The following is a 12,611-nucleotide window of genomic DNA, read 5'->3' as shown; positions in this document are numbered from 1 at the left end:
AAGGTATCATGAAGAAGCAATACAAAGCTTCCTAATATCCTAAAGTTACGGAGGGATTCGTATGTCCAATACTAATGCGACAGTCGTAGACATTTCTCAGACCGCAAGTCAATTCTCTTCCTCTATCGTTTTGCAGGCTGAGAACAAGTACATCGATGTTAAGAGTATTTTAGGTTTGTTCACTACACTTGTGAGCCACCAAAGCTATGAGTTACACGTTCATGGCCCAGACGCTGAGGAAGCAAAAAAGGCAATGATCGACGTGTTTACAAAGCATGGCCTTAATGTCACTGTAGTTGCTGAATAAGATCAGCAGAAACATCCTTCCTACTGTAGGAAGGATGTTTTTTTAGATTTAAGAAAGAATGATTATAAATAAGATTTCTAGGGTCTACTTTTTGAAGTGGTTCTTGTATTGACCTGCGATATCGTCTAATATTAGAGGTAGAACCGTGCTGTGATATTGACATAGGGGGGAAGATCATGACTTCATCTGATTTGCAAGAACAGCTCAACCTTAAAGCGATCAGTCTTCTAAATGAAGATGCAGATAAAATTCAAAAGCTCATTGAAGTACAGATGGAGAATCTGGCAACCCGTTATTGCCCTCTCTATGAGGAAGTGCTGGATACCCAAATGTACGGATTTTCAAGAGAAGTTGACTTCGCTGTCCGGGCTGGACTTCTTTCGGAAGTAACAGGGAAACAGCTACTCAGCAAGTTAGAGCGTAATCTGGCTCTTTTATATGAAGCCATGAATCAAGCCGAATAGCCTGTGTTATACAGGCGATACATAGAAACGCATGCGTGAGAAAGTGTCGGCATGCGTTTTTTTGATAAAAAATGTTTTAGAAACTTCAATAGGGATCTGCTACAAAAGACGCGTTATGTGGAAGCTTAAGCTCCGTATAGCGCGTCTTTTGTATGAGAAGTAAGAATATTTATAATCTTGTCTTAGACAAGGTAAAAGGAGAAGCCAAGTATTACATACACAGCCAGCAGCATCAGACCCTCATACCAGTTGGTTGCACCGTCTTGTGTGATGGATTTGGCAATAAAGACGGCTACACCGATGGCGACCAGCTCTATCGTTGTGAATACGATATCCATCGTGTCACCCATAAAAAAGCTGATAAAGACCAGAACAGGAGCAACAAATAGGGCGATCTGCAGGCTGCTGCCAACCGCAATTTCTACTGCCGCACCGATCTTGTTCTTCATAGCCAGCATAATCGCAGCACTATGCTCAGCAGCATTACCTACGATTGCAACAAGGAATGCACCAACAAACAGTTCACTGAGTCCATATTCATGACTTACAGGCTCAAGGACACCTACTAACCACTCACTGACAAAGGCGACCATAACGGTAGCTACAACAAGGTAAAGAATCGAGCGGCCTTTGGACCACGTGGGAGCGTGCTCATGAGCCAGCTCCTCTTGTTCACCGTCATTGCTGACATCATTTAAATAATCCTTATGTGTGATCATAGAGAAGAGCAGCCATGCTAGATAAGCGACGATGAGAATACCAGCGACCACGAGACTGAGAAATTTAGTATCCGACTCTGTTATGGAGTGCGTGTTCAGAAATACAGCCGGAATAAAGAGTGCGATAATTCCAAGAATCATCAGAGAACCATTTAATCCTGCAAGTGTAACGTTATATTTCTGAATCTTAAATTTCAGGCCTCCTGCAAATACACTTAACCCTAGAACAAGCAGTAAATTTCCGATGATAGAACCGGTTATGCTTGCTTTAACCATATCGTATAACCCTTGCTTAACTAAGAGGATAGCAATAATGAGTTCAGCAGCATTACCAAAGGTTGCATTCAGGAAACCACCGAGCCGTTGTCCAGCATAGTGTGCCACGCTTTCTGTCGCTTTTCCGAGAAAGCCTGCGACAAAAATAACTGAAATGGCTGATAAAATAAACTGCAGGGTGAAATTCCAACCCAAGAAATGACCCGCTGCACTAAGTAAGAAAGTAATAACTAACAGCGCTGGACTCAGCCATTTTTTCAACATAAACACCTACCTTATTAATATGTAAAAACTTTAGTATCCATACTTTTATACCCATTACAATGCCTTAAATAAACACAACTTGCAACTAGAGATTTGCTTTTTGGGCCTGTTAGGATTTACAATAACGGATAATGAGGGTGAAGGAGGATATGGCATGGCAGAACAACTTCAACTGGATAACGGGTTAATTCGAATATCGGATGATGTCGTCTCGAAAATTGCTGGAATGGCGGCTTTGGAAACTCCAGGGATCGCAGCGATGTCTGGTGGATTGTCCGAGGGCTGGGCGAAACGTCTTAGCGGCAAAAATGTACAAAAAGGTGTGACAGTAGAGGTAGGTCAGCTTGAAGCGGCGATCGATCTGCGCATTATTGTTTTGTACGAGACACCGATACATGAAGTGTGCCGTATGCTTCAGCAAAACGTTCGTGAGGCTGTAGAGAGCATGACGGGCCTTCGGGTTGTAGAAGTTAACGTTAAAGTAGAAGGCGTAGCTTTCAAAGACGATGAGATCGATGATGCTTCTTATCGTGCTAAATAAGTCGCATAAACAATTAAATTAGCAGAACACAAAAAGACTACCGGGCTGGCCGGTAGTCTTTTTTGACGACGGATTTTACATGTTCTTCTTTATCAGGTCGATTGCTTTCTCTGGAAATACTAAGCATAATCCCCATAGCAAGCATCATAACAAGTAGAGAAGAACCGCCGTAGCTGATGAATGGAAGGGTAACACCCGTGATTGGAATGGTGTTTGTCACACCACCGATATTAATGAACGCCTGAATGGCGATCAAGCCCATAATTCCTATGCCGGTCAATGTACCGAAAGGATCCGGGCAGCGGAGCGCAATAATAATTCCCCTCCATATGAAATACAGATATAGCATTAAAAATATCGTCGTACCAATAAATCCGAACTCTTCTCCGATGACGGAGAAGATAAAGTCGTTGTAGGGATTGGGTAGATAATGAAGTTTCTGAACACCTTCACCGTATCCTGCGCCTGTTACGCCTCCCTGGCCGATGGCAATCAGCGATTGAACTAGGTTATACCCGGTACCTGATTGATCCTTGAAAGGGTCAAGGAATGCCTCGATTCGACCCATCTTATAATTGCTACCTGTCTGGCCCTCGGCATCTCCCCCAGAAGAACCGAATAAGGAACCAATTCCAATGGTTAGAACCAATCCAAGCGCAACAAGAGATATACAGGCTGTAATATGCTTCATACTCGCGCCTCCGGCATAAATAATTAGGCCGCATGTAGCTACAAGAATAAATGTCGAACCCAAGTCGGGCTGAAGCATAATTAGACCGGCTACAACACCTACGATGATCAGTACGGGGAAGAATCCGCCCTTCCATTGACGGATCCGTTCCCCTTTCTTCGAAATCAGAGCTGCGAGGTACACAATGGTAGAGATTTTGGCCAGCTCTGACGGCTGGATTCCCAGCTTACCGAGATTAAACCAGCTGGAAGCACCATTGGTGGCCGCACCGAGAACAACGACCAGAATGAGCAGAATCATCGTAATGAAAAAGACAGGGATAAATAGCTTTTTATATTTCTTGTAATTAATGTTCATGGCAACCAGCATCACAAATGTCCCGAGAACTGCAAAAATAAGCTGTTTTTTAGAAAAGTAAAACGGGTCATAACTAAATTTTTCAGAAAAAACAGTCAAGCTGGAGCTGGAACTGAACACCATGATCAGTCCGAATCCCACCAACAGCAAGGTAAGGATCAGCAGCTGGAAATCCGGCGTCCCTCTCTTGGGCTGTGGTTTTGTTGTTTTCATAACATTACCATTACGCTTCCAGCAGCGATTTCAGTTCCTGCAACTTCTTATTAGCAAGATTCATAACCGGTTGTGGAGCTGGTGTCTCGTATTCTAGACCGTGTGGGAAGGTTGCCTTTCCCAAGTAAACGGCTTCAATCTGGAGTACAGTGTCAGGCTTCTCCAATTTTCCTTCAACAGCGCGTGTGTTGATGCGGAGGTAGTACTCTGACTCGCTTTTCTTATCTTCGATCTTCAAATCATATGTAGCTCTGTAGTATTCCCACTGCCAGCGGACGAAGCCTACCTTCTCTGCACTTTCATCAAGATAAGCTAAATCGCTTTTCAAGCCATCCAAGCCCGTATTTTCAAAAATCATGGCGTTAGTAACCTCCTTAATTAGTCCCTACAAAGTTCTTTAAATATGATAGTATGTTTCAAGAACTTGTGCAAGCCTGCCGGTTCGTCAATTGCAAGGTCCGACAGGCTGTTGTTATATGAAGAGATATGATGATGGCATATTGATCAATTTGAAGTATATGGGTCAACATATTTCTGATACAATGAAGAATATTATAACTTCCAATGTTTGGGGTTCATTAGCTAGAGGTTTATTTATTCTTATGATGATTTCATAGGAAAAGAGGTGCTATTATGAACCGCGCTATATATCAATCGCAATATTACGTCGTCGAAGAAACGAAGAACCACGAGATAATTGTTCATGACATGATCCCTGAATCAGCTTCAGTGGTCGTCATTCATCAGAATTGTGTGATGCTAGTGCGGCAGCATAGAGAAGCCATAGGCGAACAAACCTTGGAGCTGCCAGGAGGTACTATTAAGCCGGGGGAAGAGAAGGTCGTCGCAGTGCAGCGGGAGCTAGAGGAAGAGGCGGGGATCCTGTGCGGTGATATCAAGTATATAGGAAGCGCTTACCCATTGGCTTCACTTGCGAACAGAAGAGTTCATTTTTATTTCACCGATGATGTCCGGCAGGTCACAGAGCTTAGACAGGATAAAGACGAGGACGTTAACCCCGTATGGGTTCCACTCCGAAAAGTTTATCGAGAAGTGAGAGAAGGTAGGAGTAATGACAGCATGATAGGACATGCACTGATGTTATGTGTACTTCATGGATTGCTGAAGTTAGATTGATTCATTGAGACGGGGGAAGGATGAGTGATATGAACGAGGCAGTTGACTTGGAAGGATTATTTCCACAAATGGTGGAATGGCGTCGATATTTACATCAGCATCCTGAAGTTTCTTTTGAGGAACAAAAGACAGCTTCGTTCGTAGAGGCTCGTCTACGAGAAATGAATTATGAAGTAACCTCGGGTCTTGGTGGGCATGGCGTTATGGCTATTCTGAAAGGTGGGCAACCCGGGAGGACGGTCGTACTCCGTGCAGATATGGATGCACTCCCGATCCAGGATGAGAAGAACTGTGAATACAAGTCCACTGTAGAAGGTGTAATGCATGCTTGCGGGCATGATGGTCATACGTCTATATTGCTGGCGGCGGCATCGTATTTCAAGCGAATACAGGAACAGGTTCGAGGAGAGATCAGATTTGTGTTCCAACCAGCTGAGGAGGTATGTCCTGGGGGCGCGCTGGGGATGATTGAGGCGGGGGTATTAGATGGAGCAGATGTGATCTACGGTTTGCATTTGTGGACACCGCTCGCGCTTGGGAAAGCGTCCAGTGCTCCGGGCCCAATGATGGCGGCGGCAGATGAGTTTTTTATTGATATTATTGGTAAGGGCGGCCATGGAGGAATGCCACATATGACGGCTGATGCTGTAGTAGCGGGTTCTGCTCTGGTTATGCAGCTGCAGAGCATTGTTAGTCGGTCTGTCGATCCGCTTCAACCGGCTGTCGTTACAGTGGGAACTATCCAGGGGGGCTCAGCCCAGAATGTAGTTGCTGACCGCTGCCGTATTACCGGAACCGTGCGTACATTTGACGAAGAAACACAAAAGCTTATTCGTACTCGATTAGAGACGATAACAAAGGCGACAGCCGAAACTTACGGAACGGAAAGCTCGGTACAATATCTTACCGGCTACCCAGCTGTTGTGAATGATGAGAAGGAAGCGGAGCGCTTTTTCCAGACTGCCCCAAGCATATTTGGAGAGGAGCATGTTATGTTATCTCCTAAGATCATGCCTGCGGAGGATTTTGCATACTATTTGCGTGAGATACCAGGATGCTTTATGTTTGTAGGAGCGGGGAATATGGCGAAGGGGGCGGTTTATCCACATCATCATCCGAAGTTTGACTTTGATGAGGATGCTATGCTCCATGGATTAAAGCTTATCATTGAAATGACTCGTTCCTATCAGGATGAATAAATATAGGATTCTGCTTTCCGTTTAAGAGAGTACTAGACGCATTGAACCGGGAGAAATTGGGAAGAGTATAACTATGGGAAGTTCAGATCCGTGTATTAGACGGAGATGAACTTCTTTTTGCGAATAAGGCCAAATATTCAAGGGCCAGCCAAGGAGGACTACATGATGACACAAGACAAGCCGTGCATTGTACAGCGGGATCGGACTATCCTTTTGGAGGTGGGTCATACCGGTTTCGAGGAAGCCCGTGAGCAATTGTCACGATATGCCGATCTGGTTAAAAGCCCGCCCTCTTTCCATACATATCGAATCACACCATTGTCGCTCTGGAACGCAGCGTCTTCAGGTTGGACAGCCAAGGAAATATGCGAAAGCTTAGAGTCCATCTCACGCTGGGATGTACCCGCTGCACTAAGCGAAGAGATACAGCGTCTTGTAACGAGATATGGACAGCTGTCGCTAATACAGCATCCTGACCGCGAGCAGTCTCTTATTCTCCGATGCGAGGATGAAGAACTTATGGAGGAGATACGTAGGCAATCGTCGCTCTCCAAGATTGGCCTTCGTTTCATTACCCATTTAGTGGCAGAGATCTCGGCGGACCGAAGAGGGATGCTGAAGCAGGAGTTAACCCGACTTGGATTCCCTGTGATGGACTATGCCGGCTATCAGGATGGGCAATTCCTTCATATTCGATGGCATGGTGAACAAGATGAAGCAGAGGATAAGAATAAAGAGGAGTCTATATTGGGACAGAAACTTCCCTTTCGACTTCGTGATTACCAGCAAGAGGCAGTAGAAGCGTTTCGAGATAGTGGGGGAAAGGGCGGAAGTGGCGTGCTGGTGCTTCCTTGTGGCGCAGGGAAGACGATCATAGGTATGGCAGCGATGCGAGAGCTTCAATGTGAGACGCTTATTCTGACATCGAATACAACCTCTGTCCGGCAATGGATGACAGAATTGGAGGACAAGACAACACTTCAGGCGAACGAAATCGGTGAGTATACAGGACAGCGTAAAGAGGTTCGACCGGTAACGGTGGCTACCTATCAAATTCTAACCCATCGTCATAGTAAAGAGGACGAGTTACGCCATATGAAATTGTTTAATGAGCGAAACTGGGGTCTGATTGTTTACGATGAAGTTCACCTGCTTCCTGCACCCGTTTTTCGTGCCACCGCTGAGATTCAGGCAACGCGGCGACTTGGATTAACCGCTACCCTCATTAGGGAAGATGGACGTGAGCATGATGTATTCTCCCTAATCGGGCCGAAGCGTTATGAAATGCCTTGGAAGTCGCTAGAGGACAAAGGCTGGATCGCATCTGTGGATTGTGTTGAAGTGCGCGTGCCCATGCCAGAACAGTTGAAAGAGAAGTGCCTCTATGCAGGAACTCGTGAGCAGTACCGATTAGCATCAGAGAATCCTGCGAAGATCGATGTGGTGAAACGGCTGCTTCAGCACCATTCGGGCGCACAGATGCTTATCATAGGGCAATACCTGGATCAGTTAGAAAGGATCTCTACTCAGCTCGGTGTTCCACTTATCTCTGGCCAAATGCCACAGTCACAGCGGAATGAGCTATATGCGGCTTTTAGAAAAAGGGAACAACAGGTCCTTGTCGTTTCCAAGGTAGCCAATTTTGCAGTGGATTTACCAGATGCGTCTGTAGCAATTGAGATTTCTGGTAGCTTTGGTTCGAGGCAGGAAGAAGCACAGCGGCTAGGTCGTATTCTTCGTCCAAAATCTGGAGATAACAGAGCGTATTTCTATGCGCTCGTATCGCAAGACAGCCGGGAGGAGACATTTGCACTCCGGAGGCAACTGTTTCTGATTGAACAGGGCTATCGGTATCGAACGGTGACGGAACCCAATTTAATAAACGATACAATGCAAGCTATTGAAGATGATCCGGAACTTGGGAAGGAGGCGGCAGGTACGACATGAGCTTAGAACCATTGTCCAAATACGAAAGACTTGTGTTGCATCGAATTTGGCTATCCTATGCGGGGCAAGTGTTTACAGAGGAGAAATTGCTCGGACTTAACCTGTTGCCTTTGAGTGGCGCTGAAGTCATGACAGCTTTTCTAAAGTTGCGGCAAGAGGGATGGGTCTGTGCGGTCAAAAAGGCCTGGGGTGAGCGGTTATGCTTCATCCCTTCGGACAGATTACTTACGGTTCAAGCTGCATTCTATAGCCCATCGAAGGAACTAGGCGAGGTTTCCACAGCTTCTCTATTATTCGAGGCGAAGCCGGGACTGGTGCTAGATGTATTTAATGCATTGGTGTATACCGCCAAGAATGAGGGGCTCCCCTTAACTTCAAAAGGCACCATACATAAGAAGCATATCCAAAAGCTAGATGATGAAAAGGGTCTCACGGGAGAAGATATCGCTGCTATTGGACTGGAATATGCGCATTCAGACGTGTATCCACCGCGTGTTGCGGTAATGCTCGACTTGATGCTTAGTCTAGGTCTACTAATCAAGGAGAGTCACGCCTTCGTGTTGAAGGAGGATGCCGTAGAAGAATGGATGGATCTTTCATGGGAGGCAATGAACCATCTTCTTTTTCAGAGCATTATGGAAAGATACGGCCGTACTAATCCAGAAATTCAGCATTTCAGGCAACTGTTATGTCACGAAGCATTTAAAGATAACACATGGTACGATGTGAGCCTTATGCTGGATGAAATGATAACAGAAGGAATGGTGAATCCGGAGCATCGGGATGAGCTATATGAAAAGGGGAAAGCATGGCTTCGCTTCCTAGCTGGTGCGGGCTGGGCAGATGTGGGCATAGGCAGTGACGATCACTATCTTATTCGCTGGAAGGTTCCGATAAGAGAGCTAATTCATGGCATTATTACGAGAACGACTGAATCAAGAAATGGCTATTTATTTGTTCAACCCGATTATGAAGTGTTGGTACCGCCAGAAACCCCTTTTGCCGTTCGCTGGCGACTGGCTCGTTGTGCCGAGCATATATCTGATGATCATATGTCCGTTTACCGTCTAACCAAGGGATCTGTTGCGCTTGCAGCAGATCTGGGGATTAGACCAGAGTGTGTGGCTGGTTTTATAACTGAACAGGCGCTGACAGGCGTGCCTGATAACGTAGAGGCTGCCCTTGTACAGTGGGGAAGAGAAGTGGGAAGAACCTCTTTTGCAGAATTGACAGTCTTGCAGTGTGAAACTTCCGATGAAGGCGACCAGATTGCGGCTCATCCTAAACTTACTGAATGGATACATCGTTTGGGTCCGTTGCATTTTGCTGTGCAGCCACAGCGTGTTTCTGAAATTAGAAAAATATTAAACGTAGCAGGTCTTCCTCCAAAACGACAGATCGGCGGATTTGAACAGGTCTTGGGATCAAGTACATCTCATGCAGCTGCGGATGACTATGTTGACGATGGAGCTTTACGCGTTCGATATTTTGAAGGGGACTTTAACCACTTCGCCTCTCCGAGTCTCGTGTACAGTGGAAGAAATGAGCACTACTATGAGCCGGATGTAGATATACCAGATTGCGCAAGTTTATTTCCAGGACTTGAGAAGATTCCGGTGATGTGGACAAGAGATTGGCGTACATATCATGCTACAACAGCTAAACAGATATTAGAGCAAGCGTTAGATTGGAAGATTAAAGTGGAGCTTAGTATAAAGAATGAGAGAGTAGTGTTCATTCCACAGCGATTGCTTCGCAATCCATGGCGTATGCTAGGAATGATCTTTACACCAGATAAGACGGAAGCGGTAACGGCTGAGCTTGGTGAAGGAGATTGGCAAGAAATGAGGCTCATTGTACCTGATTTATCGTGAGGATAGTAATCACTTAATCAAGGAGAAAGCTCTCTGATCTTGGAACGGAGTGGTTCAATCTGATGAGATTCAAACTACAGTTTCCCCCTTCTTAAGCAGCGACTGATATGCTATGATAAAGAAGTCCACCTTTTGAGGAGGACTAATCTGTAAAGAAGTGGGATGAGATCATGAGCGTATCAGAATTGAACACGGTTGATATGGCCGAGGTGCTCACCTACGCCTATGAATTGGGTGACATGATTAATGCTTCCGTCGAAGTGGCGGATTATCTATATTGGAAACAGGCCGTCGAGAATGATCCGAATATTCAGGCTTTGATCCATAAGCTTGAATCGAAGAAGGAATTATTCGAAGAGACCCAGCGGTTTGGTCATTTCCACCCGAACTATCATTCAGCGAAGGATGAAGTTAGCGCAGTAGAAGCGGAGTTGGAAGCGTTTGAGGCTGTTACGCGCTTTAAACTTGCTGAGAAGAACTTGGATGACCTTCTGTTCAATATGTCGGAGAAGATTGCACTATCAGTTTCCGACACGATTAAGGTACCTAGTAATAATGCTCTTCCGAAGAAAGGTTGCGGGAGTGGCGGCGGTTGCCAGTGTGGCTAGCGTAAGGTGTAGATAGAGATAGAGATGAAAGAGAGGCGAGACTACGGATGTTGGCGGAACGAACCGGTTATATTATTTGGGTTAGTGATGTGAAGGCAGCTAGAAACCTTGAAAAGTATGGTAGTGTACATTATATCTCGCGCCGTATGCAATACGTTGTGATGTATGTAAATGCAGAGCGGGCGGAAGAGACTGTTAAGAATATTCGCAGACTTTCCTATGTTCGTAAAATCGAACGCTCGTACCGAAACGAAATCAAGACAGAATATAGCAGTAATGGGCCTGACAAGACCAAGTTTTTCGGACCTTAAGTTTGTTCCTGATTCTGGGTCTTGCCCGTAATATCTATAACGAAATACTTAGCAGCCGAAAGGCTGCTTTTTTTTATTTCTGAAAATTGTGTGGTTTTTTAGGCTGGAATTTTTTTAATATTCAAGAACTATTCACAATGAGAAATGTTTCTGCCTTGTGCATAATTAAGGAATGATGTAATATGTTGGGTATATATACATAGATACAAAGACCCATTTGGTGGAGAGTGATTATCCATGCGCGACAAAGGGACTGAGCGGTGGAGCACCTACGAACCGTTTTACATTACGTTAAATGATAAGAAGGTAGCTGACATTGTAATAACGAATCATGCAAAGAGCCGATATACGGATCGTGTGGAGCATAGTGATACTCCGCATGATGAGATTGGAGCATGGATGTGGGAATGTTTAAAGCAGGATCGCATTGTTCCGTATTATCGAAATGAGCAGGACGTGTATCTTATTGATGATGATCTTGTTGTGGTTGCGGAGTTTTCGGAGTTAGAACACGAACGTGATCTAATTGGAAACCCTCTTCATCGAATGATCATCGTAACTTTTCTGGGAAGAATGTCAGAGACAATAGAACTTCGGGATTTGAAATCCTATTACTCATGGCTGCGCCATTCTCGGCGTATGACGCTAATTAAGAACAGTCGTAAACGGAAGTAAGCATGCGTGCAGTTGCACGGATGCCTTTTTTTTGTACCAAAGAGATGTAATCCGCTAGAATGAAGGAATAATAGTGAATAAGGAAAGGGGCTGTAAAGATGGATGATCGTCCAATGAAATCAATCAACGCCATCCAGAAAGGCTGTGATCTACATACCCATACGCAAGCATCTGATGGAATGAACGAACCTACCGAAAATGTACGCCTTGCTTATGAAAAAGGATTATTTGCAGTTGCAATTACCGACCACGATACGGTTTCCGGCGTTCAAGAGGCAATGGAAGCGGGAGTGAAGTATGGTGTTAAGGTGATTCCTGGAGTGGAAATCAGCACGATGGCTGGTGGAGTAGATATTCATATCTTGGGTTATTTTGTGGATGCGAACAATCCTAAATTTTTAAACCGTCTTGCTAATCTCCGAAATACGAGAAATGAACGAAATGGGAAAATCATTGCCAATCTTCAAAAGTTAGGGATCCCTATTACAATGGAAGAGGTAATCTCTGGATTAGAACGTGAACTAAAACCAGACGAGAGTATCGGGCGTCCACATATTGCAGACACTCTCGTTCGAAAGGGATTCGCCACGGATATGCGTGATGCGTTTGATCGATATTTGGCACAAGGAGCTCCTGCATACGCTCCTCAGCCCCGTATTTCACCTCAAGAAGCATGTCAATGGATTAGGGAGGCTGGTGGGACGGCGGTACTGGCGCATCCGGGGTTATATGGTGATGATAAACTTGTTAGATCCATTCTTGAGCAAGCGCAGTTATCTGGCATTGAAGTATTTCATTCGGATCACAACCAAGAGGACGAACTTCGTTATTTGACATTGGCGGAGGAATTTAAACTGATCGTTACGGCGGGGTCTGATTATCATGGTGAGCGGCAGGACATTGTGTTTCATGGCGACCTTGGAGATAAGAGGGTAACCGAAGAAGTATTGGAGCAGTTAGAGTCAGCGCGTGGAAGGTTTTAAAGATTCGTAACTAGGAGCCACGAAGATAGAGTGTGGTCGATCGTG

General features: G+C 45.2%; 14 protein-coding genes. 11 read left to right on the top strand and 3 right to left on the bottom strand.

The window, feature by feature from the left end:
* Positions 1–61: 61 nt before the first annotated feature.
* Both AC3WJJ_RS06620 and AC3WJJ_RS06615 read left to right on the top strand, forming a co-directional pair.
* The gene (locus AC3WJJ_RS06620) at positions 62–307 is read left to right on the top strand and encodes an HPr family phosphocarrier protein (protein WP_422660469.1); all 246 of its coding nucleotides are present in this window, start codon (positions 62–64) and stop codon (positions 305–307) included.
* A gap of 176 nt (positions 308–483) precedes the next feature.
* The gene (locus AC3WJJ_RS06615) at positions 484–771 is read left to right on the top strand and encodes an Fpa/YlaN family protein (protein WP_422660470.1); all 288 of its coding nucleotides are present in this window, start codon (positions 484–486) and stop codon (positions 769–771) included.
* Between the two features lie 182 nt (positions 772–953).
* Here AC3WJJ_RS06615 and cax read toward each other — a convergent pair whose 3' ends face one another.
* Positions 954–2,027, bottom strand: a complete 1,074-nt coding sequence (gene cax, locus AC3WJJ_RS06610) for a calcium/proton exchanger (RefSeq protein ID WP_422661413.1) — start codon at positions 2,025–2,027, stop codon at positions 954–956.
* A gap of 157 nt (positions 2,028–2,184) precedes the next feature.
* On the opposite strand from cax, the gene AC3WJJ_RS06605 reads away from it, so the two are divergent.
* On the top strand, positions 2,185–2,571 hold the full coding sequence (locus tag AC3WJJ_RS06605) for an Asp23/Gls24 family envelope stress response protein (RefSeq protein WP_422660471.1): 387 nt from the start codon (positions 2,185–2,187) through the stop codon (positions 2,569–2,571).
* 37 nt (positions 2,572–2,608) lie between these two features.
* On the opposite strand, the gene ftsW is transcribed toward AC3WJJ_RS06605, so the two are convergent.
* A complete protein-coding gene (gene ftsW / locus AC3WJJ_RS06600) occupies positions 2,609–3,832 on the bottom strand; it encodes a putative lipid II flippase FtsW (RefSeq protein WP_492539039.1) in 1,224 nt (407 codons plus the stop codon).
* 10 nt (positions 3,833–3,842) lie between these two features.
* Complete coding sequence (locus AC3WJJ_RS06595; RefSeq protein WP_492539037.1) at positions 3,843–4,190, bottom strand: YugN family protein; 348 nt, start codon at positions 4,188–4,190, stop codon at positions 3,843–3,845.
* A 275-nt stretch (positions 4,191–4,465) separates the two neighbouring features.
* On the opposite strand from AC3WJJ_RS06595, the gene AC3WJJ_RS06590 reads away from it, so the two are divergent.
* The 8 genes from AC3WJJ_RS06590 to AC3WJJ_RS06555 all read left to right on the top strand — a co-directional run bounded on the left by AC3WJJ_RS06590 (position 4,466) and on the right by AC3WJJ_RS06555 (position 12,566).
* Entirely contained in the window at positions 4,466–4,969 is a 504-nt protein-coding gene (locus AC3WJJ_RS06590; RefSeq protein ID WP_492539035.1) for an NUDIX hydrolase, read from the top strand.
* Positions 4,970–4,998: 29 nt separating this feature from the next.
* Positions 4,999–6,168 (top strand): M20 family metallopeptidase, encoded by a 1,170-nt coding sequence (locus AC3WJJ_RS06585; RefSeq protein ID WP_492539033.1) that lies wholly within the window; start codon positions 4,999–5,001, stop codon positions 6,166–6,168.
* A gap of 165 nt (positions 6,169–6,333) precedes the next feature.
* A complete protein-coding gene (locus tag AC3WJJ_RS06580; RefSeq protein ID WP_492539031.1) occupies positions 6,334–8,115 on the top strand; it encodes a DNA repair helicase XPB in 1,782 nt (593 codons plus the stop codon).
* The gene (locus AC3WJJ_RS06575) at positions 8,112–9,989 is read left to right on the top strand and encodes a helicase-associated domain-containing protein (protein ID WP_492539029.1); all 1,878 of its coding nucleotides are present in this window, start codon (positions 8,112–8,114) and stop codon (positions 9,987–9,989) included. The genes AC3WJJ_RS06580 and AC3WJJ_RS06575 overlap by 4 nt, the downstream gene beginning before the upstream one ends.
* A 170-nt stretch (positions 9,990–10,159) precedes the next feature.
* A complete protein-coding gene (locus AC3WJJ_RS06570; RefSeq protein WP_492539027.1) occupies positions 10,160–10,597 on the top strand; it encodes a YlbF/YmcA family competence regulator in 438 nt (145 codons plus the stop codon).
* 47 nt (positions 10,598–10,644) lie between these two features.
* A complete protein-coding gene (locus AC3WJJ_RS06565; protein WP_422660479.1) occupies positions 10,645–10,908 on the top strand; it encodes a YlbG family protein in 264 nt (87 codons plus the stop codon).
* A 237-nt stretch (positions 10,909–11,145) separates the two neighbouring features.
* Positions 11,146–11,583: a hypothetical protein gene (locus tag AC3WJJ_RS06560; protein ID WP_422660480.1), complete on the top strand. Its 438-nt coding sequence runs from the start codon at positions 11,146–11,148 to the stop codon at positions 11,581–11,583.
* A 98-nt stretch (positions 11,584–11,681) separates the two neighbouring features.
* Positions 11,682–12,566, top strand: a complete 885-nt coding sequence (locus AC3WJJ_RS06555; protein WP_492539025.1) for a PHP domain-containing protein — start codon at positions 11,682–11,684, stop codon at positions 12,564–12,566.
* The last annotated feature ends 45 nt before the right edge of the window (positions 12,567–12,611 follow it).

This window comes from Paenibacillus sp. FW507-14B1B, assembly GCF_058781425.1.
This window is presented reverse-complemented; position numbering and strand designations above follow the sequence as displayed.